The organism is Psychrobacter urativorans, assembly GCF_001298525.1.
Taxonomy (GTDB): domain Bacteria; phylum Pseudomonadota; class Gammaproteobacteria; order Pseudomonadales; family Moraxellaceae; genus Psychrobacter; species Psychrobacter urativorans_A.
This window is the reverse complement of the sequence record NZ_CP012678.1, coordinates 709615-733793: the sequence shown is the minus strand read 5'-3', so window position 1 is coordinate 733793 and position 24179 is coordinate 709615. Positions and strand designations below refer to the sequence as shown.

Genomic DNA, 24179 nt, shown 5'->3' with positions numbered 1-24179 from the left:
TTTTTTCTCTTTTAAATTAATAAGCATTAGCAATAACTATTGAGGCATCTATGTTAAATACCAAGTTTTCTCCATGGCCAAGTTTTACACAAGAAGAGGCGGATGCCGTCAGCCAAGTATTATTATCTAATAAAGTAAATTATTGGACTGGGCAAGAATGCCGACAATTTGAGAAAGAGTTTGCTGAGTGGGCGGATAGTAAATATGCTATAGCGCTAGGTAATGGTACGTTAGCACTCGATGTGGCGCTACAAGCACTTGATATTGGCGTTGGTGACGAGGTTATTGTGACACCACGTACCTTTATTGCTAGTATTTCTTGTGTGGTCAATGCTGGTGCTACGCCTATCTTTGCAGATATTGATGAAGCGACTGGTAATATTACTGTTGACACGATTAAAGCAGTATTAACTGACAAGACGAAAGCGATTATCTGTGTGCATTTAGCCGGTTGGCCGTGTGATATGGATGCGATGATGACGCTGGCAGATGAGCATGATTTATACGTGATTGAAGACTGTGCCCAAGCACATGGTGCTAAGTATAAAGGACGTAGTGTTGGCAGTATCGGACATGTCGGTGCTTGGAGCTTTTGCCAAGATAAGATAATGACTACTGGTGGTGAGGGCGGTATGGTCACCACCAATGATGAACAATTATGGCGTAAAATGTGGGCATTTAAAGATCACGGCAAAAGCTACGCTGCGGTTTATGAAAAACAACATCCACCGGGTTATCGCTGGTTACATGAGAGTTTTGGAACTAATTGGCGAATGCTGGAGATGCAAGGTGTTATCGGTCGGATACAGCTAAAGCGAATGAGTGATTGGAACGCACAGCGAACTGCTAACGCATATGCAATCTTAGATGCTTGTACGCAATGGGCGAATAAAGGCTATTTATCTGTACCACAACTAGAAAAATCGGCACAATTTTCCGATTGTCAGCATGCTTATTACAAACTATATGTCTATGTGAAGCCGGAAAATCTGCCTGCGGATTGGTCACGTGATCGTATTATTGATGAAATTAACCAACTAGATGTCCCTTGTTTTTCTGGTTCTGCTTCTGAAGTATATCTAGAAAAAGCTTTTGATAATACTGGTCTGCGCCCAGAACCTAGATTACCGATAGCAAAGCAGCTTGGAGAGACCAGTTTGATGTTCTTGGTCCATCCAACGCTTACTGAAACAGAAATCAAGGAAACGATCAAAGCGATAGATATAGTATTTACTAAGATAGATAGTTGCATTAAAGGTTAGATTATATTCAGTCCTCATTACTATTTGGTACTAAAACACAATAGATCTGTTAATAGTCCAATACGATGTCATCACCCTACATATTTATAGAAGTCGCCAATTATGTATAAAAAATTGAGTGTTTTATTAGGTTTTGGTATTTTGTCACTGGCTGCGTCAGCCCAGAATCTATATATGAATGATATGAAACTTAAGTCAGACCTCGATTGGCTGAATACACAAGGTGTCACTCAGATTAGCACCAGCACGTGGCCACTGACTGCTAATGAAATTAGTCGAGCGCTAGCGTCTGCTAAGGCATCTAGTGCAGCCCAACAGAAAGTATTACAGTCTGTGCAAAATTTACTTAATCAAAGTTCTGACTCTCTTGTCAAAGCTACTACCGCAGTTTATGTTCAGACCGATCGAAAACAACTCCCGCAAACCTTTGCTGATAATCAGCTGGCTGGACAGCAAGCTAGTATCGCATTTGGACTGAGCGAAGCAGATTGGGAGTTTAATTTACAAGCTAATTTAAAAAATGATGACCTCATTGAAGATGGTAGCAATGTTACTTTTGAAGGCTCATACATTGCAGCCACTACTGCTAATCAGTGGTTAGTAGCTGGACAGATACCAGCATGGTGGGGACCTGGGCATGACGGCAGTCTCATTCGAGGCGATGCCAGCCGTCCTGTGCTAGGTGTCACTATGCAACGTGATGAGCAAACAGCGCCTACATCGAAGTACCTCTCATGGGTAGGACCATGGCAATATCAATTGTTTGGTGGTCAGCTAGATGATTATACTGCGGTGCCAAAAGCTAAGCTATTTGGGGCGCGTTTTACCGCAAGTCCATTGCCATGGTTAGAGTTAGGCGCGTCGCGTACTTTTATGTGGGGCGGTGAGGGCAGACCACAGAGCTTTAGTTCGTTCTTTGATGCATTAACTGGTATCAGAGATAATGGCGATACTGGTAAAGAAGATCCTGCTAATCAGCTTGGTGGCTTTGATGCACGCATGAACCTTACCTCTTTAATCAATGTACCCGCTGGAGTCTATGCGCAATATGTGGGTGAAGACGAAGCCGGCGGTTTGCCATCTAAAAATATGTATTTGCTTGGTGCGGATTATGCTTCTAACATCTACGATAAGCCTTATCAGCTATATGCTGAATATGTAGATACACGTACTAGTGGTAAGGTAAGAGGGGTGTCTTATAATCATTCTACTTATAAAGATGGTTACTATCAACAAGGCTATCCTCTGGGTTATTCTTTGGGTGGTGATGCCGAAAGTGTAGCAGTTGGTAGCAAGTTATGGCTGAATAACAACAACTTTGTTAGCACTAAATTGCAGTATGCCAAAGTTAATCAATCAGACCGAAAAACGAACCAAGCTTTTCCTAATACCGATACTCTAAAAGCTATTGATGTCGCGTGGGAACATCAGCTGAAACCACAAGCGCTTATTACTACTAGACTTTGGGCAGTAGATTCTAAAATTGAGTCAACGGATATAGGCGCGGGGATAGGTATTAATCTTAAAACTTACTAGGGCGTGTTAAACATTGAGCATAAATTGATAGCAAAAAATAGCAAATGAATAATCTTTAAGTTCTCACACCAAAAGACATCATTTGCTATGTCTCACACTATACTCAAAGATGAACACTGGACAAGACTAGAGTGTGTCATCAATTAGCAGAGATATTTCAAAATACGCTATACTTAGATCTTATTTAGGAATTTGAGCTCAACGACTATGACAAGACGACATGCCCTACGTGATGACGAATGGGAGAGAATTAAAGATATCCTGCCAGGTCAAACACGTGACGTTGGTGTTACTGCAAAGGATAACCGCTTGTTCGTAGAAGCTGTCCTGTACCGCTATAAGACAGGCATACCTTGGCGTAACCTACCAGAACACTATTCATACTCGAACAGATGCCTTAGGCAACCCTACTGGCTTTTATCTAACAGGTGGCGCAGCTTATGACCTGTGTGGCTCAGATGAATTGCTCAATGTCAGTATTTTAGTCAAACTTGGCTTGCTGATAAGGCTTACGATGCTGATACCCGCGTCATTGAATCGATTAAAGCAGTGCAAGGCAACGCAGTTATACCGTCCAAGTGTCATCGACTACAGCCAAGAGACTCCGATAAAGAACTTTATAAAGCACAGCATCTAATAGAGAACTTCTTTGCCAAGATTAAGCAGTATCGTGCGATTGCCACTCGTTATGATAAGTTAGTCAGTCATTTCCTTAGTGCGATTCATCTGGTTTCTTCTGTTGTTTGGCCTAATTGATGACGCGCCCTAATACTTATATTACTAGGACTTAATATTTATGACAAAGAGAATCTAAGACGAATGGTTGAAGGTGTCCTTTACCGTATGCGGGTCGGCTGTCCTTGGCGTGATCTGCCGTCTTACTTGGGCAAGCCTAATACCGTCTACAAGGCTTCCCAGCGCTGGTTTCGTAGCAATAAGCTGATTGCCTTGTTCACTTTATTAATCAAAGACTCAGACCTTGAGTGGATATTTGTTGATGGTACCCATATTAAAGTCCATCAACATAGCAGTGGCGGTAATGAGCGCTTGCAAGGTATCAGTAAAAGTGTGGCAGGTCTGTCTGCTACTAAGATTTATCTCGCCGCCCATGCTCACGGTAATCCACTCGCTTTTATCTTATCGGATGGCACGGCACCACTCATGATGCGCGTGTGGCACCAGACTTAATAGATCAGATAGATTTAAGTACAACAGAGCTTGTATGTGCTGACAAAGGTTATGATGCTGAGACGTTTAGAGAAAATATTAAGCAAGCAGGGACGCGTGACAATATCCCTAGGAAACGAAACACCAAGTCCTCTAACCACTATATGGACTGGCATTTGTATAAGGTACGCCACTTAGTAGAGAATGCTTTTGCTAAGCTCAAAAACTATAAGGCGGTTGCAACACGATTTGATAAGCTTAAACAAAGTTATGAAAATACAGTGGCTTTAGCTTGCGCTTATCTTTGGTTGAAACTTTAAATGTTCAACAGAACCTAATTGGTCTAAATATTATTTCCGGATTTATACTAGATAAAGGCTGTGCGATGCTATGGTTAATAACAGGTTTATTCAAATATAAATAATTATTTTTATGTGAAATTTTGGCAAAAATTGCTATGAAATTACCAAAATTTTTACTAGACCTCTTGCAAAAGTGCCAGTTCATTGACTTCCACTGATGGAGTTACAAGGGTTAGTGATGACTTATGTAAGAGGTCTACACTGTACGATTTTAATCATTAATTTATTTAATTCATTGTTGATATGTATGTCTTAAAAATAAGATTAAGTATCAGTTTTCTTTATATTTTTATGAATTCTGAAACTCCATTAGTTTAGATTATAGTTCCAATTTATAATGCTGAGATTTATTTATATGACTGTTTGTCTAGTATAGCTTCTCAGATTTATAAAAATATTGAAGCCATTTTGATTAATGATGGATCTGACGATAATAGTTATAATATTGCTAAATTATTTTGTGAAAAAGATAATAGGTTTCAATTGATTACTCATGCTAATGCTAGAGTAGCAGCGGCACGGGATAAAGGTTTAAAATTAGCTCATGGTGAATATGTAATACATATTGACGCTGATGATTTAATAGCGGAAAAGGCTATGGAATATTTGTATCAGTCGATGGTCGATAATAATTCAGATATTGCTGTCGGTGCATATACGAAACAGAGTGATAAAGGAGATGAGTTTATAAAGCACTACGCAGATGATAAGTATACTTTTACTCGTAACATCCTTACTGGTCAATATCATTCTAGTTTATGCAATAAGCTTACTAAAATGGATCATTGTAAAAACATTATCTTTGATGAAGGTATAAATTATATGGAACATAAGCTGTTTTTAGCAAAAATACTAAGAAAAGACAATATAAGAATTTTCATTAATTAATTAAAATGTATACTTTTAATTAATTAATGAAAATTCTTATACAAATAAAATAAGTGATAAGTCTGTTTTATCATCAATAAAAGTAACTGACGAAGTTTGTGTTATTTTTCAAGATATATATAATGATAAATTTATAGACCACATTAAAAATAATAATAAAATAACGGTATTATTAAATTCTAAAATTTCTCAAAGAAGTAGATATCCTGAGTTGATAAGATATCTTTTAAATGGTAAGTATATTCCTTTAAAGCATAAGCTAGTTATTGCCTTTGATTTATTACATATGAGCTACGCTATTAAGCTATATAAATTTTTGAGTTTAAAATTCACTAAAAAAACTAATTAATATTTTAATAATAAGGAAAATGGTTTGAGACTTTTAATTCTAGGCGGTAATTTTAATAACACAGGCGGCACAGAGCGGGTAGGGTCTATGCTTGCTAATAGTCTATCTGAAGCAGGATATGAGATAATGCTAGCTAGTATCTCATATGGTGACAAGCCTTTTTTTCCTATAAATGAAAATATTAAAATAATTTCATTATTTAATTCTCCAGGTCGTACCTTATATCGGACCCCTAATATTATTTATAAGATAAGAAGTCTATTAAAAGAAGAGCGTATTGACACGCTAATCGTAGTAGAAACAATGTCTGTTTTATTTACTTTACCTGCCACTCTAGGCTTACCAGTAAAGCATATATGCTGGGAGCATTTTAACTTCAATAATGATTTAGGAAATTCTGGTAGACGTATAGCTCGACAATTGGCAGCACGTTACTGCGATTCAGTCGTCACTTTGACTGAAAGAGATAAAGAGTGTTGGTTACAAGGGACAAATCATAAATCACAAATAATAGCGATAAACAATCCTTCTCCTTTTCCAGTTCAAGAATATGTAAAACAAGAAAACACAAAAATAGTTCTAGCTGTTGGTCGACTAACACCTATTAAAGGGTTCGATTTACTACTTCAGTCTTGGCTAGAAGTAAATAAGGCTATGCCAGATTGGACGTTAAAAATAGTTGGGGAAGGTGAGGATAGATCTAAGTTAACAAATTTTCTAATAGAAAATAATTTAACCGATAGTGTGGAATTGGTTGGCAATACCGATAACGTAGAAGAATATTATAAACAAGCTGAAATATTTTGTTTAAGCTCTCGTTTTGAGGGTTTTGGTATGGTATTAGTTGAGGCTTTAGCCTTTGGTTTACCTATTGTTAGCTTTGATTGTGAAGCAGGTCCAGCAGAAATTTTGGAAAATACTGGCTCTATTTTAGTCGCTCAGAATGATATTAAGCATCTTGCTTCCTCGTTAATTAAATTGATGAAAGATGATGAACAGCGCAAGAGTATTAGTTTGAGAAGTAAAGAGAAAGCCAAAATATATCAGCCTGAGAACATAATAAGTCAGTGGATAGATTTACTTGAAAGTTTTTGATAATGTAAGATGCTACCTCTATCTGATATTGGGATAAGCCGTGATAAATATGATTCTGACTCAATCTTATTAGCAATTCAAACTGATTTTATAGACTCATTAAAATTAACATATGTGTGCTTCGTAATATCTAATGTAATAGAAACTCTTCATTTATACTTTAATTGTATTATTGTTTTTATGTCATGACTTATTATAGTGTTTCTGACCTGAATTTTGTTTCGGCATATATATTTTTAGGATAGAGTTTTTCTATTTAAAGATTAGTGAGACTAGTAATTAAAGAAGAACATATACTGTCATATTTAGAAAGCTAGTTGTAGAAAGAATTCTGTTCAATATTGTTGTCGAAATTAGGGATAAGTATACATAGTCCTACTTAATTCAAAATGTTGACGACTTAGGTGTCGTTAAAAGTAAAGCGTTATTTTTTTAGTATAATCTATGGCTAGTAGCTGCGACTACTATCTGTATTTAAAGATCTTTGGTTTTAGGGAGAGATTATGCTGGCTAATAAAATCAGTCTAGTACTCCTGTTGTGCTGTCGCAGCACGTCGACTCAAATTAACTGGGATTTTATTACTATCAGACTTTGAGCAATAGACATATATAAAATCGACCGACTTATGAGTGGTAATATGTCTAGATGTTGATACTTATCGAATTTAGTTTTTTAGTACTTATGAAAAAGGATTTGCTGAATTTTTAGCAAATCCTTTTTTTGTCTAAATTTAGGTACAAGAATTTGTTACATAGTAGTGGGATTGTAGTGTAAAGCATTCATAATAATTTTAAAGATAATTGGATAGCTTATGGCACAAAAGGTTCATTTTATAAAATGACTTTGATGTCGAGTTACAAGTTTTTAAACCTAATGAACATAGCTATGATATTTTGTAATAACTTAAATTAATATAAAGAATACAAAAATAAATTTTCTTTTTTAGGAATGAATTGATGGATAAAATTTGAGCACAAAATATAAAAGAGAAATGATATAACTGAGGAACTATAAAATATAGAAAAACATTAGTCTGGTAATATAATGCTATTAGCAGTTATAGGAATAAATAACATAAATTATATTAATATATTTTTTTCCGAAAAATCTTTTATTTAAAACGTTTATCGGTAGCAGAAAACTGAAAATCCTATACCTGAGCCCATTTTTCTCGATAGGGTTTAAATCAGGACTATAAGGTGGTAAGAATAATAGCCGATGTCCGTGTCGATTGAGCAGCCTATTCACACGTTTATGAAAGCTTGCGTTATCCATCATAATCACGCACTTACGTTTAAGGCTTTGAATTAAGGTATATTTACACCAGTGATAGAAGATATCTCCATTAATGTTTGTCTTGATACAATCCAGTGCAAACAGCGTCTTTTCATATAAAGCACCAATAACGTTAGTTCGTTTTTTACCTTGCTAGTTATAGTTGTCGATACAGGGTTTACCTATCGGTGCATAGCCATAAGGACGAACGGTTTCAGCCTCAAAGCCGTTTTCATCCATTTATACAACAGCAAAGCCTTGAGCGATCAAGGTGTTGAGTTTACTTAGATAGTCAGCTCTCTTTAGAGGGCAAGCTTTTGGATGTTCTAAGGTCTTTTTTTGCTAATACCTAAGCGCTTTAAGGCGTGATAAATGCCTGCTTTGCTACAGTTTAATCGACGAGATCGCTCATACTGGTAATCGTCAGGATGCCTTTTGACATCATTAAGCAGGATGTCATCGCTTATCTTATAAGGCTTAGTTTCCCTTGTTGTTTTGCTATTGACACGTCGCTTCCAGTTTTGTATGGTTGGTTGGACTAAGACCATAGAAATCAACCGCTTGAGCAAAGGTCATACCTTCGTCTAAGCTTTTGAGGACCTGTTTGCGAAAATCTAGTGAATAAGTCATTAGTATTTATAATAATAGGTTAGTTGGTTTGTTTTATAACTTTTTTAAAAGAGATTGACTATATACTACTAGAACTTAATATCTATGACAAAAGAAATCTTAGAAATACGGTTGAAGGCGTGCTGTATCGGATGCGCGATGGTTGCCCTTGGCACGACTTACCAGAGTATGTTGGTAAGTCCAATATCGTCTATAAAGCTTACCAGCGCTGGTTTTGCAGTAATAAGCTGGTAACGCTGTTTGCCTTGTTAATCAAAGATGCCGACTGTGAATGGGTATTTATTAATGGCGCTCATATTAAAGCGCATCATCACAGTAGTGGTGGCAATGAAGTTGCCCAAGCAATAGCAATTAGTAAGAGTGTTGCAGGTCATGCTATTAAAATCCATCTAACGGTTGATGATCATGGTAATCCTATTACTTTTATCTCGTCAGATGGCACTACTCATGATGTAAAGGTGACACCCAATTTAATAAATAAAATAGATTTAAGCAATACAGACATTCTATGTGCTGATAAAGGCTATGATTTTGAGGCGTTACGAGCGCATGTCAAACAAGCAGGTTGCCTCAATAACATCCCTCGTAAACAAAATACGAAGTCCACGAATAACCATATGGACTGGCAGTTATACAAGGTAAGTCACTTAGTAGAAAATGCTTTCGCTAAGTTAAAAAACTATAGGGCTGTTGCAACCAGATTTGATAAGCTTAGGCAGAGTTATGAAAATACGGTGGCTTTAGCGTGTGCTTATTTCTGGCTGCAGTTATGAATGTTCAACACGCCCTAATTTTAAAAGGGTTTAAACTTGAGTTCGCATAGATAAGTTTGGTCATTATCTTTAGACTGAGTAATTAAAAATTCCTGAGTCTATATCTACGTGATTAACAGCAGAAGTCACTGTTTATTATTCAAGAAATACTGTGTGTTACAGAATAATAAACTTAATATGTAATCTTAATTGCTGTTAGATCTGGCATCGATGGCAATTGATCTAGGTGCGTAAGTCCAAACGCATCCAAAAACTGCGCCGTGGTATGTAAAAGTGCTGGACGCCCTAACGTTTCTTTATAGCCTTTTTCTACAATCCAACCTTTATCAAATAATTGTCGCAAAATATTGCTTGATAGGGTTACCCCACGGATATATTCAATATCACTACGGGTCACTGGCTGTTTATAAGCAATCACACTTAGTGTTTCTAATAGTGCTTGGTTTAATCGCTCTTGACGCTGCGGAAAAATGCGCTGAATAAAAGGACTGTAATGATCTGCGATTTGTAGTCGATAGCCACTTGCCGTTTCACACAGGCTCAGCACACCATCTGCTAGACGTTGCTTAAGTGCCGCCAAAGCACGTGCCAACTCTTGATTGGATAAGGACAGTTGCTTTCTTAGCATGCTTGCTGTTAGTGGTGATTCAGATGCATGCAGTAGTACTTCGATGTGTTTACTTATCTCTTCAATAGATAGTCGGGATTGTTCAGTATTACCTAAGTTTGCCATTACAGTTTGCTCTTATATAATTACGATGCTTTTATCCTAAATAGACTACAGCTCTAACACGGATTAGGCTAACCATTCTAAGGTCAACTGTTCAAGCGCATCATGCGGTGTATCAGTATTGACCACAGCTATTAATTGCCGCTTAAGCAACTCAAGCACTGCAACAAAACTAACCACCACGCCAACTTTCCCTTGTGATTTATCAAGGAGCTGATAAAACGAACGTGCCCCTCTATCACTTAGCTGACGACTGATACTGGCAAGACGCTCTGACAAAGGCACAATATCTATCTTAATCGTATGCATATGATAATCTGTCTGCAACTGCATATTTACTAAGCTATTAATCAACAATTCTATTGAATAACTAGGAAGCTCTGCAGCCATCACATCCATACTGGGCAAACTTACCATCGCTAAAAATACATCGCGCTCGAGCCGCATCAAATTATCCAAGCGCAGGCTTGCTTCTTTAATTTGGGCGTAGGCTTCTAGGCGTTCAATCAGCTCTGCCTTTGGATCACGTTCATCAGCTGGCGTTTGCGGCTTTGGTAATAGCAGTTCAGTCTTAATCGAAATTAAGGTTGAAGCCATCAGCAGATAGTCACCTGCCAATTCAAAATGTTCTGCGTCTAACTCACCAATATAAGACAAATATTGCTCAGTGATGGGCAGTATTTGCATTTGGGTCAGATCGACATTATTTTTTTTAACCAAATAGAGTAAGAAATCTAAGGGTCCGGCAAACTGCTCAAGCCAGATAGCAAACGCTTGCGGCGGTACATATAAATCTTCAGGTAGCCGCTGCACTGGCGTTTGATAAATTCGTAGAGGCATCTCATTAGCATGCGCATCAGCAACTATAGATCCGATAATTGCCTCATTTCTCATGGTTAGTATCTGTTTTATTTGCCATGCTTAATCGGTTACTTAAGTTTAGCAAGTGGGCGGATGCCAATCGCACGACGTGCTTTATCTAATTGTTTACGACTATGACGACGCGCTTTTTCTGCACCCATTTGTAAAATTTCCTCTAGCTCTTTTGGATTCGCCATCAGCTCTTCATAGCGTGCACGGAATGGGGCAATTTCATTATTGATTTTTTCAAATAGGGCTTGCTTGGCATCACCCCAACCGATACCTGCGGCAAACTGTGCACGCATATCCGCAATTTCTTCAGGTGTTGCAAAAGCTTTATAAATTTCAAAAATCGCTGAATCATCGGGATCTTTCGGCTCAGCAGGCAGTTGCGAATTGGTGACGATTTTCATAATTGCTTTATGCATTTGCTTTTCAGCACTGAGTTGCGGATTCACCTCACCAAACAATGGAATAGTATTACCATAGCTCTTACTCATTTTTCGCCCATCAAGACCCGTCAACAATGGCGTATCATCATCGACCACTGCATTTGGCATCATAAATAGTGGTTTATATTTATGATTAAAAGTACCTGCAATATCACGTGCCATTTCAATATGTTGAATTTGGTCACGACCAACCGGGACATGCGTGGCGTTAAACATTAGGATATCCGCTGCCATTAACACGGGATAGCCAAATAGCCCCATGGTGACACCTTGATCGGCATCAACGTCATTTTCTACATTGATATCAACTGACGCTTTATAAGCATGAGCCCGATTCATCAGACCTTTAGCGCATGAACAGTTCAAAATCCAAGCCAGCTCTGGGATTTCTGGTACATCCGACTGACGGTAAAAGGTTACGCGCTCAGGATCAAGACCGCACGCAATCCAAGTGGCTGCAATCGCTTTAGTGGATTCATGAATGAGTGCAGGATCATGACATTTGATAATGCCATGATAATCCGCTAAAAAAAAGAACGCTTCATGGTTACTGTTTTGAATGGACTCAATAGCGGGGCGAATGGCACCGACATAGTTGCCTAAGTGTGGAATGCCTGAAGTGGTAATGCCAGTAAGAATGCGCTTTACTGCCGTTTTAGAAGAATTTTCCAAAGAGGTTTCAATGTTATTATTGCTCATTAAAGTTCCGTTATTATCTTTATTGAATTATCGTAAGAGTATAAAAGCCAATATTTTCTCAGTTGCTATTGAGCTTTTTAGCCAATATAAATTTCTTATCACGCTAAAAAAGCTATAAAAAACCATTATGACTGTTAGCAGTCTAGTGGTTTTTATTATTTTCATAATCAAATAGAAAAACTATTAATCACACTGGTTTATTTGAAAAGAGTATAGCAAATTTTGGGAACAGCTTATATCAATTATAGATATCAGTACGACCATCAGGACCATTTTTAAAGCGGCGATGAAACCACATCCATTGCGTAGGATCAATGCGTATCAACCCTTCTAACAGCTCATTAACGCGCGTGGCATCTGCGACTTCATCATGACTGGGGTAATTATCCAATGCTGGCGTAATGGTCAGATGGTAGTGGGGACGCTTACTTTTTGGGAGACTATCTGGCGTTTGCCGATAAGTATGTAGCGCCATAACTACTGGCGGACGATCTTTATCACCCAATTTCGCCAGTCGTCTTGATGCCGTAATCGTTGCTGCTGGCACACCAAAAAATGGTGCCATGACGCCTTGTTTTAGACCGTAGTCTTGATCGGGTGAGTACCAAATCACGTGACCGGCTTTAATAGCGCTCAGTAAGCTACGCATATCGCGGCTAGAGATTTGCTTGCCAAAGATATGCGTACGTCCATTATAAATAAACCAATCTAATAGCGCATTATTTTGCGTTCGATACATACAATCTAACGGAAAAAACTGGGCGCAAAACATCCCGCCTAAATCAAGCATCGTGTAGTGTGCACCTAGCAAAATCACAGGACGGTTTTCATTTTGAGCATGAATAAGATGCTGTAATCCAGAAATAGACACGGTACGGGTAAAGACGTTAGGACGGAACCACGCACATAAGGTTTCAAATACCCCAATACCCTGATTAACGAAAACTTGCTTTGCCATGAGCTCTCGCTCAGCTTCTGGCTTTTCTGGGAATGCCAATTTCAAGTTAATCAACGTATCACGGCGGCGCGAGCCTACCACTTTATAAATTAAAATACCAAGCTTGCGACCGAGCCAAAACTGCCAACGTAATGGCAGATATATCATGGGTAACACCAGCGCTAGTAATAGCCAAATACCCCAATATTTAGGCAGCAGAAATTGCCATGCAAATGGTTTTTTATCGGCTTGTGCTGTCTGTTTATGGGTTTCTGTAATCGTTGGTGTGCCGACAGGAATGGCAGGTGATTTGACAGGTTTGCCATGCGGTGCAGCATTTGGTGGCGGCATGCTGGTTTGAGAAGATGGTTTACTCGGATCAAACTGTTCAGGCGCTTTCATGAGGTCCTTATGCGCTATAAATGCTAATAGTGAAAAGTTATTATCATGATGGGGCAGTATTCGCCTATTTGCAAGTTGGTTTTGCCAAAACAGATTTGTTTATAAGACAGGAGTCGTTTAACCATGAAACCAATATCCATAAAAAAACCTTATAAGCGATAATTCGCTTATAAGGTTTCGCAAATCTACTGTTATATCTGATTTTGCAACTGAAATTATAAAATATAACCCATAGCCACAAACAGATAAACAGTAGCTTTGATTAACGTTTCGAGAACTGAGGACGTTTACGTGCTTTACGTAGACCCAATTTCTTACGTTCAACTTGACGTGAGTCACGAGTAACAAAACCAGCTGCTTTTAGAGCAGGTTTGTTGGTGTCATCAAGCTCAATTAGAGCACGTGTGATACCGTGGCGAATAGCGCCAGCTTGACCACTAATACCACCACCTTTTACAGTGATGTAAAGGTCATAAGCGGTAGGTGAGTCAAGTAACTCTAAAGGCTGACGAACAACCATACGTGAGGTTTCACGGCTGAAGTATTCATCAAGTGGCTTGCCGTTAACGACGATGCTACCAGTACCTTTCGCTAAAAAGACACGAGCGGTAGAAGTCTTACGACGACCAGTTCCGTAATTGCGTTCCATAAGTGTATCCTTAGATGTCTAGTTCTTTAGGTTGCTGAGCTTCATGTGGATGATCGGTACCCGCATAAAGTTTTAGCTTCTTGATCATCGCGTAGCCAAGAGGACCTTTTGGAAGCATACCCTTAACCGCTTTATGTAGAACATCTTCAGGCTTATGTGCAATCAGCTTTGTGAAGTTGGTTTCTTTAATACCGCCTGGGTAGCCACTGTGACGATAGTATTTTTTATCTTGTGCTTTTTTACCCGTTACCGCGATTTTTTCAGCATTGATGACGACAATGAAGTCACCAGTGTCAACGTGCGGGGTATAGTTGGTCTTATGCTTGCCACGTAAGCGACTAGCAATTTGAGTGGCTAAGCGACCAAGGGTTTTGCCGTCAGCATCGACGACGAACCAGTCATGGGTCACTTCAGCTGGTTTTGCACTAAGTGTTTTCATGATAAAACCTTAAATTTAAAATTCGTTGAGAGTTTGTCTGGGAACGGGGCTCTCAAAAAACAGACTGCACATTATAAGCAGTAGCGCCTACGCTTGCAAGCTGCATCGGGGTTTATTTTCGCCTACTGACTACTAAATAATAACGTTTAGCCTGTTTTTTAGCGATTTTTTCTTTTTCTATCTTTTTCTAGACGAGATGTGTTTAGCATTATTAAAACGCGAACGCTTCAATTATGACGATGTCAGCTTATAAAGTCCAGCAATGACTTGTCCTACTTTGGTTTGTTTGACGCATTCAAATCCAGTGTAACCTTGAGCGATAAAAATAGAGTCAAGAGATAACGCCAATGCATCTAATTGGGTGCTTAAATTTTTATCGGCTTCTAAGTAAATCAGCGTGTCTGTATTGATGAGTGATTGAGTAATCAAGGCAGTTAAAATCGGTTGCCATAAATCTGCAGCATAAGGCGGGTCAATAAAGACGATATTAAAAGGCGCATTCACACTAAAAGGCGCTTTAATCGCATGGTGTTGGCTTAAAACCTGCTCAGCGGCACCATGAATAATGCGGTAATTATCACTATCAATACGTAGTTGCTCAGCACTTTGAGAAAGCATTCGGCTTTGGGCAAGATTAAATTCTATAAAAGTACAGTGCGTAGCTCCACGAGATAAGGCTTCAAATCCGAGTACGCCGCTACCTGCACAACTATCAAGAACGTGGGCGCCATGTATATCAGCAAGCAGCCAATTAAATAAGGTCTCGCGTAGCCTATCTGGGGTTGGACGTAAACCATCGGCATCAATAAAACTTACGGTGCGACGTTTATATTGTCCACCAATAATACGTATCTGACTCACTGCATTACTTTTACCTTTATTCGTTGTTTTAGATGGTGAGTGATTTGAACGATAAGGTGCTTTTAATTTTTTCATAGGATAGCGATATCTTTATGCTGTCGGATTCGGGATGGCTGATGTTGCTTCTTTTTTTGCTTTAAGCGCGTCTTCTATATCGCGTTTAGCATCATGTTCGGCTTTATCTTGTGCTTTTTGACGTTTAATAGCTTTAAGCTCATCGTCACTTGGTGGCAGAATGGGAGCGGTTTTACGTTGCATGATCCAGTAATCAAATAACGCGCGACCGATAGGCGCGGCAACAACGCTACCACCACCACCATTTTCAACTAAGACTGATAGGGCAATTTGAGGGTTGTCGACAGGCGCAAAGCCGTTAAACCAAGCGTGATCCCAGTGGCGTTTATCAAGTGCGGCTTTATTATAGCTTTTACCTTGACCAATAGATTTGACCTGCGCCGTACCTGTCTTACCCGCCATACGATAATCTGAGGTATAGATACGTCGTCCTGTACCTTGTTTGATGACATTTTCCATCGTCTCTTGCATCTTTTCCCAGTCAGAGTCTTGTCCATTATAATCAATTTTACTGCCTGGTTTTTTGATGATATCAATCTCTGCCGCGCCTCTACTGTTCTTTAATAAATGCGGAGTAATATTATAGCCTTTATTAGCAGTTATAGCGGTAGCTTTGGCAATCTGTAATGGCGTGGCTAAAAAATAGCCTTGACCAATACTGACGGAAATGGTTTCACCCGGCAGCCAGTCTTTATCATAGGTGTCTTTCTTCCATTGTGGTGAGGGCATAACACCGGCTTTTTCATTAGGCAGGTCAATACCAGTTGCCGAACCAAAACCAAAGCGCACCATCCAATCATGTAATCGCTGAATACCCATTTCATGAGCCAGTTTATAATAATAAGTATCAACCGACATGACGATAGATTTTGTAAGATTAACTGTGCCATGCCCGCCTTTTTTCCAGTCGCGAAAACGATGCGAGTTACCCGGTAGGCTAAAATAGCCCGGGTCAAAAATAGTACTATTCCACGTACGCAGACCATAATGTAGACCACCCATCCCTTCAAAGGGCTTAATGGTCGAGCCGGGCGGATACATACCTTGTAGGGCACGGTTATATAACGGCTGGTCAAGATCGTCACGTAGCTCGCCATAGTCTTTAAACGAGATACCAGAGATAAAAGGATTGGGGTCATAGCTTGGATTACTGACAAACGCCAGTACGTCACCAGTTTGAGGATCAATCGCTACAATCGCGCCACGACGCCCCGCAAGCTGCTGCTGCGCGACCATTTGTAAACCGTAGTCCAAACTTAAAGTAATATCATTACCCGCAATGGGTGCTTTGGTATCTAATTGGCGTAAAATATTACCATGAGCATCAGTTTCTACGGCTTTATGCCCCGGTTGTCCCAGTAAAATATCTTCATAAAAATCCTCAATACCGATTTTACCAATCAGATCCGTGCCGCCATAGCGTTCTTTATCAATCTCTTTACTTTCTTTATCATTGATACGCCCGACATAGCCGATAACGTGCGCGAACAATTCATCATAAGGGTAGGTGCGGGTCAGCTTACTTTCAATAGTAACACCGCGAAAAAACGGCTGACGTTCACTAAACTGTGCCAACTGCGCATCCGTAATATTAATTTTAATGGTGACCGGATCATTTTTTTTACTTTGCTTTAATCTTGCCAAGATATTAACGATGTCTTCATCAGTTAAGTCAAAAATAGGTGCAAGCAACGTTAAGGTGCGCTCTGGATTGTCCACTTCATCCGGATTAAGCATGGCGGTAAATACGGGCTGATTGTCCGCGAGTAATATGCCATTACGATCATAGATATATCCCCGACTTGGCGGTACAGAGATCCGTTTGATGCGGTTATTGTCTGCTTGTGTTTTATATTTATCATGGGCGATGACTTGTAAGTAACCATAACGCAATAACAGAACACTCAGACCGGCAATAATCAGTAGCCCGAAAATAATAATTCGGTGCATAAAAATACGATCGGCATCTGGGGCTAGCGGTTTATTCATGTAAAATTAGTACCAAGGCGCGTGCTGGGTTTAAAGCAACCATTTAAAGTAACAAAAGATAAAAAATTCATTAAATAACGGGCAACTACGAACGATGATGTTAGTTAATATCGTCCAAAATTTCTTATCACGTTACAATATTAAAGGGATATATTATACAGGTTAGAGTGTTGATTTTTGTGGTTATTCTTTACGTTTGTCAAAGTGAAGTTGCTTCAATACAGAAATACAGCGTTTTATAGCGACTATTTATTCTGGTATTTAGGATGAAATAGACTTTATGAGGTAAACGTTTTTCAACTAAAAGTTCAATCTTCAGTGGGCTATAGTAGCTATTAAGAAAAGTAACGATTGAAAAGTGCAGTGGTGGATATCATTTAAATACTATTAAATATTGTCTTTAAGCATGACATTTAAAATCGCTATTTTCCGTTATTTATAACAAAGGGTAATATGTGCTAATAAATAGCAAGTATGCTAAAATTAGATGTTTTTATTTATCGCATTTATCATCATTGACAGTACGGTTTTATTAAAACCCACTATTAACCAGTAGCTATGTATGATAGCTGCTAGTCAGCAATAATCTTCATAACAGTAATGACAGCAGAACGACGATAATCGTTAAGTCAGGGGCAGAAAGAGGCATGGTCGTAACTTCAATATGGCAAACGCTCGTTGAGCATCCAGAGTTTTTGGCCATGCTGACTATTCCGCCAGTGACCGCATTTGTTACGTGGGTGCATGTGTGGATGGCATTAAAAATGCTTTTCTATCCTATTAAGTTTCGGGGTATTCGCATCTCCGGCTTTCCATTTTTTGGGCTACCCGGTCTTGGTTGGCAAGGTATTGTCCCTCGTAAAGCGGGTAAAATCTCAGGCGTCATTGTCGATCAAACACTGTCAAAGCTGGGTTCGCTTGATGAGTTTTTTCAAGCGATGGAACCGGAGCAGATGGCAGTATTCATCACGGATGCGGTTGATGAGAATCTTGACGCGCTGATTGATGAAATTATGCTGGAACGTTCAGAGACGTTATGGGGCAATATCCCGTACGCGCTCAAGCGGCGCATCTATACGCAAGCGCACGAAGCGTTACCAGAGATTATGCAGTCGCTGGTGACTGATTTGACTTACCATGTTGAAGATTTGGTAGATATGCGCCAAATGATTGTGAATAAGATGGAAAGCGATCGGCGCTTGATGGTCAATATGTTCTTAAAAGTAGGGCAAAAAGAGATTAATTTTATCTGGCATATTAGTGCTTTGATTGGTCTGGTTTTTGGCGTTATCCAGATGTTTATTTTTTTGATTGTTCCTCAGCATTGGACCGTACCATTTTTTGCCGCTATTTGGGGTTTTTTGACCAATTGGATAGCCATTTGGATGGTGTTTAATCCGGTTGAGCCGCGTTTTATCCGCTATATTCAGTTTTTCACCCGTGTGTCTGGTTTCCCTTTTATAAAATTACAATTGCCACATATCACTCGATTTCGCTGGCAAGGTGGCTTTATGAAGCGTCAGGAAGAAGTGTCTGAGGTTTTTGCTGAGATAGTGGTGACGGATTTGGTGACTCTTGAGAACATCATGAATGAGATGATGTATGGCGAAAAAGCAGCACAAACGCGTGAATTGATGAAGACACATTTGTATCAACTGTTAGAGTCACCTGTCGTTAAGACCACCTTACGTATGAGTCTGGGTCGCCGTGAGTTTGGGCAGCTAAAAAATACGATTATTGATAAATCAATCACAGCAACGATGGTGCCATTACGTGATCCTGAGCTGAATGAAAGCCGTGCTAGTAAGATATTTGGGCTGTTTCGGGATCGTATTCGCGCCTTATCGCCTGATGAGTTTCAAAACCTATTACGTCCTGCGTTTCGTGAAGACGAGATGACATTGATTGTGCTGGGTGGTTTAACAGGGTTTTTAGCAGGTTGGTTGCACCTGATATTGGTGTTTTTTCCAGCCATGCAGTAAGGGATGACACCAATTTTTTTAGATAAAACTGATATGCAAAGTACATACAGCTTAGATACATCACTGCAATAAAATGTCGGTAATGTACGTCAATGTAAAATATAGTATCACTTATTAATAACCACTATTAATAACAACAATAGCCACACAAAAGTAACCACACAAATACTGGGCGCAAATAAGCTGCCCTCTCCGTAACTGTCACCGTATTAAGGTAAACAAGGTTAGACCGTATGTTAATCACAGAATTGGGTTATTTTGCCTTGCTCGCCGCCTTTGTGTTGGCGATTTTGCAAGTTGTATTACCGACCTTTGGTGTTATGCGTGACCAAGTCGCATTGCAGCGTTTAGCCCCAAGTTTGGCGTGGGCGCAGTTTGTAGCAATGATTACGTCATTTGCTGCGCTGATGGCAGGCTTTTATTATAATGACTTTAGTTTAGTTTATGTCACCCAGCATTCTAATACCTTGTTGCCTTGGTATTATAAGTTATCAGCAACGTGGGGCGGACATGAAGGGTCGCTGTTGCTATGGATGACCATCATGGCGACGTGGTGTGCGCTGGTATCGTACTTCAGTCGTGGTCTGCCGCTGTCTATGCGTGCGCGGGTATTGATTATTCTAGCGGGTGTGCAGTTAATGATGCTGGCGATGTTAATTTTTACCTCGTCGCCTTTTGATCGTACGTTACCCAATTTAGCGGTTGATGGTGCTGATTTAAACCCTGTTTTGCAGGATTTTGGTCTTATTATTCACCCACCGATGCTGTATATGGGCTACGTGGGTATGGTCGTACCGTTTGCTTTTTGTATGGCAGCATTGTGGGCAGGGCGCTTAGATGCGGCTTGGACACGCTGGTCACGTCCTTGGACGCTTGCCGCTTGGGGATTCTTGACTATTGGTATCGCGCTCGGTTCATGGTGGGCATATTATGAGCTTGGTTGGGGTGGTTGGTGGTTCTGGGATCCGGTAGAAAATGCATCCTTGCTGCCTTGGCTTGCCGGTACTGCGTTATTACATTCTTTAGCGGTTACAGAAAAGCGCGGTGTGTTTAAAGCGTGGACCATTATGCTAGCGATTTTTGCCTTTGCTTTAAGCTTGCTTGGAACATTCTTGGTACGTTCTGGGGTAATTACGTCGGTGCATTCGTTCGCCGCTGACCCAACGCGTGGTTTAGTCATTCTAGTCATTTTAGGCATTATTGTTGGTGGCGGCTTATTGATGTTTGCCTTACGCGGTTGGCGTTTGACGGTTGAAAGTCAGTATCAACTGATTTCACGTGAGTCATTTTTGGTGATTAATAACGCCATTATTTTGATTGCGACGTTAGTGGTGCTACTCGGTACGCTTTATCCTATTATTGCCGACGCTTTCAGCTTAGGTCAGGTATCCGTAGGTCCTCCTTACTTTAATGCGCTATTTGTTCCTTTAACGTGGTTATTATTAATAGCCATGGGTATGGGTTCTAATATTCGCTGGAAGCAAGACAAGCGCCCATTATTAGGCGTAGGCATGGTTATTGCGGTCAGTAGCCTTGTGTTAGCAGGCATTATTACCTACTTTGTGCATCCGTCTTCAATGCTGAATATTGGCGTGACTTTAGCCGTTAGTTTTTGGGTATTGTTATGGATGATTGTCGATTTTAAAGACAAAACTAAAAATGCACCTAATGTCTTTAGTGGCTTGCGTCAATTACGTTTGAGCTATTGGGGTCAGCAGACCGCGCATATTGGCGTGATAATAGCTGTTATCGGTGTGGCATTTACCAGTAGTTTAAGTATCGAGCGCGATGTGGCGCTTGGGATTGGCGATACGGTTAATGTCCAAGGTTATGATTTCGAAGTTAAAGATTTCCATGAAGTCAAAGGCAGTAACTTTGATGGTATGCAAGCGCAAGTAGCAGTGATGAAGGATGGTCAAGCTGTGACCACTCTATATCCTGAAAAGCGTACTTATATTGTGAGTGGAATGCCAATCACTGAGGCAGCGATTGACGCCAGTCTCATGCGTGATGTGTATGTGGCACTCGGTGAGCCAATCTCTGAAAGTAGTAATCAGTGGGCAGTGCGTATCTATGTTAAGCCATTGATTCGCTGGATTTGGCTTGGTGCTATCATCATGGCGTTGGGTAGCGTATTAAGCATGTTTGATAAGCGTTATCGCATCAAACATACCAAAGCCCCGCATCAGGTGACGAGTAATAATGATTTATTAGCCACACTGATAGGGGAGCCGTGATATGACATCACCTGCTAACTCCCCAAAGCGTAGTAACAAGACTACGAATAAAAAACAGCTCAAAGTCTGGTTTTTGATTCCGCTTATCGTCTTTGCTGGACTGATGATTATGCTATATATGCGTCTTGGTAAACCGGTAGAAGTGGTGACCAATACGGCACTTGAGCGTCCAGTTCCTACTTTTGAGCTGCCTTTGTTGTCAGATACGACTCGTACCATGACCAATGATAATTTACCCAAGCAGCCTTTTTTAATCAATATTTGGGGTTCTTGGTGCCCGACTTGCATTATTGAACATCCTTTTTTAATGAAACTTAAAGAACGTGGTGTGAATATCGTTGGGGTGAATTATAAAGATGAGATTGGCAGTGCCTTCAGTTATTTAAACCAGCGTGGCGACCCATATTCGATGTCGATTCAAGATTTACCAGGTCAGTTTGCGCTAGACTTAGGTTTAACGGGAGCGCCTGAAACTTTCGTCGTTGGTGGTGATGGTATTATTCGTCAGCACATTATCGGTGAGGTGAATGAAGACAATTGGCAAAGTCGTATAGCGCCATGTCTGATGGTGCTTAATGATGCCAATAAAGAAACTGGCAGTCCAGATTCGAAGCAGATTGCGGAGGCGTGTCAATGAAAGCGACACAGATAAAAAAGAATATTGTGTTAAGGCTGGCGGGTTTAATGCTGGCGTGTCTGTTTAGTTTCACAGCCTATGCTGCCATTGATGTTTATGATTTTGATTCACCGCAACAAGAAGCGCAGTATCGTGCGCTGATTGAAGAGCTGCGTTGCCCAAAATGCCAAAACCAAAATCTTGCCGCCTCTGATGCACCCATTGCTCAAGATTTAAAGCAAAAAGTCTATGATTTGGTAAAAGACAGACGTAGTGATGCTGAAATACGCGACTATATGCAAGAGCGCTATGGGGATTTCATTAGTTATAAGCCACCTGTGCGCCCATCGACATGGATACTTTGGTTCTTTCCACCTTTGTTATTAATAGTGTTGATTGCGGGCTGGTTTTGGCAGAGTAAGCGTCGTCAAGTCGTTGCTCGTGGTCAAAGTGGCATCACGGTAGATACGGCTGCCGAACCCTTAACTCCTGCGGAACAAGCTGAACTTGATCGTCTGTTATCGAGTGTCGATAACGCTAATCATGACATCACAAGTACAGAGGACAAAAAATGACCATTTTCTCTACTGCTGGCTTATTTATTGCCCTCAGCTTACTATTCGCTTCTATACTTGCTGTCATCGTGATTATACCGTGGCTGCGAGCACCACGTGCGCAGGCAAATCCGGTAGACAATCAATTACTAGATATTAACGTCGCTGTATTTCGTGAGCGCCTAGCAGAGCTTAAAACCGATAGAGATAATGGTACGATTGACGATAGCCATTATCAAAACCAAAAGCTTGAGCTTGAGCGTCAGTTATTAGACGCACAGCGCCAAGTAGCGCCAATGGTAGTACCTAGCAATAAGAGCCGTATCATTGTGGCAGTGTGGGTACCTGTATTAGCAGCTATGGCTTATTTATTGATAGGCAATCGCGCACCAGTGTTTGAATTGTGGCAAGCTGAAGATAAAGTTGGGCAAGTTGCTGATGACTTACTGACTGGCAAAATCGACCAGCCACCCGCATGGGCGATTGAAGACAGTCGTCAGCTGATTACCGCCATGCAGACCAATGTCCATCGTCATGCTGATGACCCGAACCGCTGGATGCGCTTGTCAGAGCTGTTTTTATCACTTGAAGCTAACGATTCGGCATTAGAGGCGTTATCGCGCGCCTATCGTTTATCCCCTGATAATGAAGAAATTGCGACCACTTATGCGCAAATCAGCTTTTTTGCCAATAAGGGACAATTAGATGCCAATAGTCGTCGTGTATTACAAGACGTATTAGCCAAGAACCCGCAGCATGAAGGGGCGCAAATGCTGATGGCAATGGGTGAAGCGCGCGGCAGTAATTTTGATCAAGCTCAAGGTTGGATTCAACGTTTGCGTGATAGTATTTCTGCCAAACCTGGTGATCATGCGAAAGCGTTGGCAAGCTTAGATGAGCTCAGCGCCAATATCAGTAAGCAGAAACAACAAGCTTCTGAAGGTATTGAAGTAACCGTCTCTATCAGCGCCAATTTATTACCTTTAGTAAAAGGTGATGACGTATTATTTGTCGCCATTCGTGATGTTAAAGGCGGTCCACCATTTGCCGCCAAGCGTTTACCTATTAGCGTGATTAAGCAAGGTAAAGCCAATATTAGCCTAAGTGATTTAGATGCGATGATGCCTGAACGTACTATTGCTTCTGCACGCAACGATAAAACACAACTTGCTGTCGTGGCGCGTATTAGCCATAGCGGTAATGCCGTAGCCGAATCAGGAGATTTATCTGGTAATCCGGTGGTCATTAGCGCAGAACAAAATCAAGTGGATGTTGAAATTAATCAACAAGTACCTTAATCAGTCAGTCTTATTATAATCGATAAATATCAGCGTTAGAGCGCAAACCACAGCGCTGAT

22 protein-coding genes and 1 pseudogene are annotated in these 24179 nt (G+C 40.2%); 13 read left to right on the top strand and 10 right to left on the bottom strand.

Translation table 11 applies throughout. The features are described 5' to 3' along the window. The first annotated feature begins 50 nt into the window (after positions 1 to 50). From AOC03_RS03085 to AOC03_RS03065, 7 genes and pseudogenes are all read left to right on the top strand, one after another. Positions 51 to 1262: a DegT/DnrJ/EryC1/StrS family aminotransferase gene (locus AOC03_RS03085; RefSeq protein ID WP_062533549.1), complete on the top strand. Its 1212-nt coding sequence runs from the start codon at positions 51 to 53 to the stop codon at positions 1260 to 1262. 102 nt (positions 1263 to 1364) lie between these two features. After that, positions 1365 to 2798, top strand: coding sequence for a capsule assembly Wzi family protein (locus AOC03_RS03080; RefSeq protein WP_062533548.1), 1434 nt, complete (start codon positions 1365 to 1367; stop codon positions 2796 to 2798). A gap of 207 nt (positions 2799 to 3005) precedes the next feature. Further along, complete coding sequence (locus AOC03_RS12995; RefSeq protein WP_257719826.1) at positions 3006 to 3242, top strand: transposase; 237 nt, start codon at positions 3006 to 3008, stop codon at positions 3240 to 3242. 18 nt (positions 3243 to 3260) lie between these two features. Continuing rightward, positions 3261 to 3554: a transposase gene (locus tag AOC03_RS12990; protein WP_257719825.1), complete on the top strand. Its 294-nt coding sequence runs from the start codon at positions 3261 to 3263 to the stop codon at positions 3552 to 3554. Positions 3555 to 3566: 12 nt separating this feature from the next. After that, positions 3567 to 4285: pseudogene (locus tag AOC03_RS03075) on the top strand (IS5 family transposase). Between the two features lie 405 nt (positions 4286 to 4690). After that, complete coding sequence (locus AOC03_RS03070; RefSeq protein ID WP_062533547.1) at positions 4691 to 5215, top strand: glycosyltransferase family 2 protein; 525 nt, start codon at positions 4691 to 4693, stop codon at positions 5213 to 5215. Between the two features lie 373 nt (positions 5216 to 5588). Beyond that, entirely contained in the window at positions 5589 to 6659 is a 1071-nt protein-coding gene (locus tag AOC03_RS03065; protein ID WP_062533546.1) for a glycosyltransferase family 4 protein, read from the top strand. Between the two features lie 1051 nt (positions 6660 to 7710). Here AOC03_RS03065 and AOC03_RS13040 read toward each other — a convergent pair. Both AOC03_RS13040 and AOC03_RS12515 read right to left on the bottom strand, forming a co-directional pair. Then, complete coding sequence (locus tag AOC03_RS13040; RefSeq protein ID WP_420480450.1) at positions 7711 to 8022, bottom strand: transposase; 312 nt, start codon at positions 8020 to 8022, stop codon at positions 7711 to 7713. Between the two features lie 239 nt (positions 8023 to 8261). Continuing rightward, positions 8262 to 8483 (bottom strand): IS630 transposase-related protein, encoded by a 222-nt coding sequence (locus AOC03_RS12515; RefSeq protein WP_227514315.1) that lies wholly within the window; start codon positions 8481 to 8483, stop codon positions 8262 to 8264. A 105-nt stretch (positions 8484 to 8588) separates the two neighbouring features. On the opposite strand from AOC03_RS12515, the gene AOC03_RS03055 reads away from it, so the two are divergent. Further along, positions 8589 to 9338 (top strand): IS5 family transposase, encoded by a 750-nt coding sequence (locus AOC03_RS03055; RefSeq protein ID WP_084785753.1) that lies wholly within the window; start codon positions 8589 to 8591, stop codon positions 9336 to 9338. 172 nt (positions 9339 to 9510) lie between these two features. On the opposite strand, the gene scpB is transcribed toward AOC03_RS03055, so the two are convergent. From scpB to mrdA, 8 genes are all read right to left on the bottom strand, one after another. Next, positions 9511 to 10071 (bottom strand): SMC-Scp complex subunit ScpB, encoded by a 561-nt coding sequence (scpB, locus tag AOC03_RS03050; RefSeq protein ID WP_062533545.1) that lies wholly within the window; start codon positions 10069 to 10071, stop codon positions 9511 to 9513. Between the two features lie 63 nt (positions 10072 to 10134). Continuing rightward, entirely contained in the window at positions 10135 to 10962 is an 828-nt protein-coding gene (locus AOC03_RS03045; protein ID WP_062533544.1) for a segregation and condensation protein A, read from the bottom strand. Between the two features lie 35 nt (positions 10963 to 10997). Then, the gene (gene trpS, locus AOC03_RS03040; RefSeq protein WP_062533543.1) at positions 10998 to 12080 is read right to left on the bottom strand and encodes a tryptophan--tRNA ligase; all 1083 of its coding nucleotides are present in this window, start codon (positions 12078 to 12080) and stop codon (positions 10998 to 11000) included. A 238-nt stretch (positions 12081 to 12318) separates the two neighbouring features. After that, positions 12319 to 13419: a lipid A biosynthesis acyltransferase gene (locus AOC03_RS03035; RefSeq protein ID WP_062533542.1), complete on the bottom strand. Its 1101-nt coding sequence runs from the start codon at positions 13417 to 13419 to the stop codon at positions 12319 to 12321. A gap of 262 nt (positions 13420 to 13681) precedes the next feature. After that, the gene (rpsI, locus tag AOC03_RS03030; protein WP_062533541.1) at positions 13682 to 14068 is read right to left on the bottom strand and encodes a 30S ribosomal protein S9; all 387 of its coding nucleotides are present in this window, start codon (positions 14066 to 14068) and stop codon (positions 13682 to 13684) included. 10 nt (positions 14069 to 14078) lie between these two features. Further along, positions 14079 to 14507, bottom strand: a complete 429-nt coding sequence (rplM, locus tag AOC03_RS03025; protein ID WP_062533540.1) for a 50S ribosomal protein L13 — start codon at positions 14505 to 14507, stop codon at positions 14079 to 14081. Positions 14508 to 14738: 231 nt separating this feature from the next. Further along, a complete protein-coding gene (gene rsmD, locus AOC03_RS03020; protein ID WP_062533539.1) occupies positions 14739 to 15443 on the bottom strand; it encodes a 16S rRNA (guanine(966)-N(2))-methyltransferase RsmD in 705 nt (234 codons plus the stop codon). Positions 15444 to 15458: 15 nt separating this feature from the next. Next, entirely contained in the window at positions 15459 to 17432 is a 1974-nt protein-coding gene (gene mrdA / locus AOC03_RS03015; protein ID WP_062533538.1) for a penicillin-binding protein 2, read from the bottom strand. Between the two features lie 647 nt (positions 17433 to 18079). Between mrdA and AOC03_RS03010 the strand changes: the two genes are divergently transcribed. The 5 genes from AOC03_RS03010 to ccmI all read left to right on the top strand — a co-directional run bounded on the left by AOC03_RS03010 (position 18080) and on the right by ccmI (position 24119). After that, positions 18080 to 19414 carry a hypothetical protein gene (locus tag AOC03_RS03010; protein WP_062533537.1) on the top strand — a complete coding sequence of 445 codons (1335 nt, stop codon included), beginning with the start codon at positions 18080 to 18082 and terminating at the stop codon, positions 19412 to 19414. A 233-nt stretch (positions 19415 to 19647) separates the two neighbouring features. Then, a complete protein-coding gene (locus AOC03_RS03005) occupies positions 19648 to 21651 on the top strand; it encodes a heme lyase CcmF/NrfE family subunit (RefSeq protein ID WP_062533536.1) in 2004 nt (667 codons plus the stop codon). Between the two features lies 1 nt (position 21652). After that, positions 21653 to 22288, top strand: coding sequence for a DsbE family thiol:disulfide interchange protein (locus AOC03_RS03000; protein ID WP_062533535.1), 636 nt, complete (start codon positions 21653 to 21655; stop codon positions 22286 to 22288). Then, the gene (locus AOC03_RS02995; RefSeq protein ID WP_062533534.1) at positions 22285 to 22842 is read left to right on the top strand and encodes a cytochrome c-type biogenesis protein; all 558 of its coding nucleotides are present in this window, start codon (positions 22285 to 22287) and stop codon (positions 22840 to 22842) included. Before AOC03_RS03000 ends, AOC03_RS02995 begins: the two co-directional genes overlap by 4 nt. Beyond that, entirely contained in the window at positions 22839 to 24119 is a 1281-nt protein-coding gene (gene ccmI / locus AOC03_RS02990) for a c-type cytochrome biogenesis protein CcmI (RefSeq protein ID WP_062533533.1), read from the top strand. The genes AOC03_RS02995 and ccmI overlap by 4 nt, the downstream gene beginning before the upstream one ends. The last annotated feature ends 60 nt before the right edge of the window (positions 24120 to 24179 follow it).

Excerpts from the sequence above, each read along its gene's own strand:
- mrdA (WP_062533538.1), bottom strand. The coding sequence starts at position 17,432 with ATGAATAAACCGCTAGCCCCAGATGCCGATCGTATTTTTATGCACCGA.
- AOC03_RS03045 (WP_062533544.1), bottom strand. The coding sequence starts at position 10,962 with ATGAGAAATGAGGCAATTATCGGATCTATAGTTGCTGATGCGCATGCT.
- AOC03_RS03035 (WP_062533542.1), bottom strand. The coding sequence starts at position 13,419 with ATGAAAGCGCCTGAACAGTTTGATCCGAGTAAACCATCTTCTCAAACC.
- ccmI (WP_062533533.1), top strand. The coding sequence starts at position 22,839 with ATGACCATTTTCTCTACTGCTGGCTTATTTATTGCCCTCAGCTTACTA.
- AOC03_RS03085 (WP_062533549.1), top strand. The coding sequence starts at position 51 with ATGTTAAATACCAAGTTTTCTCCATGGCCAAGTTTTACACAAGAAGAG.
- AOC03_RS03000 (WP_062533535.1), top strand. The coding sequence starts at position 21,653 with ATGACATCACCTGCTAACTCCCCAAAGCGTAGTAACAAGACTACGAAT.
- AOC03_RS02995 (WP_062533534.1), top strand. The coding sequence starts at position 22,285 with ATGAAAGCGACACAGATAAAAAAGAATATTGTGTTAAGGCTGGCGGGT.
- rpsI (WP_062533541.1), bottom strand. The coding sequence starts at position 14,068 with ATGGAACGCAATTACGGAACTGGTCGTCGTAAGACTTCTACCGCTCGT.
- trpS (WP_062533543.1), bottom strand. The coding sequence starts at position 12,080 with ATGAGCAATAATAACATTGAAACCTCTTTGGAAAATTCTTCTAAAACG.
- AOC03_RS12515 (WP_227514315.1), bottom strand. The coding sequence starts at position 8,483 with ATGGTCTTAGTCCAACCAACCATACAAAACTGGAAGCGACGTGTCAAT.
- AOC03_RS03010 (WP_062533537.1), top strand. The coding sequence starts at position 18,080 with ATGGTCGTAACTTCAATATGGCAAACGCTCGTTGAGCATCCAGAGTTT.
- AOC03_RS03005 (WP_062533536.1), top strand. The coding sequence starts at position 19,648 with ATGTTAATCACAGAATTGGGTTATTTTGCCTTGCTCGCCGCCTTTGTG.
- AOC03_RS12995 (WP_257719826.1), top strand. The coding sequence starts at position 3,006 with ATGACAAGACGACATGCCCTACGTGATGACGAATGGGAGAGAATTAAA.
- AOC03_RS03080 (WP_062533548.1), top strand. The coding sequence starts at position 1,365 with ATGTATAAAAAATTGAGTGTTTTATTAGGTTTTGGTATTTTGTCACTG.
- rsmD (WP_062533539.1), bottom strand. The coding sequence starts at position 15,443 with ATGAAAAAATTAAAAGCACCTTATCGTTCAAATCACTCACCATCTAAA.
- scpB (WP_062533545.1), bottom strand. The coding sequence starts at position 10,071 with ATGGCAAACTTAGGTAATACTGAACAATCCCGACTATCTATTGAAGAG.
- rplM (WP_062533540.1), bottom strand. The coding sequence starts at position 14,507 with ATGAAAACACTTAGTGCAAAACCAGCTGAAGTGACCCATGACTGGTTC.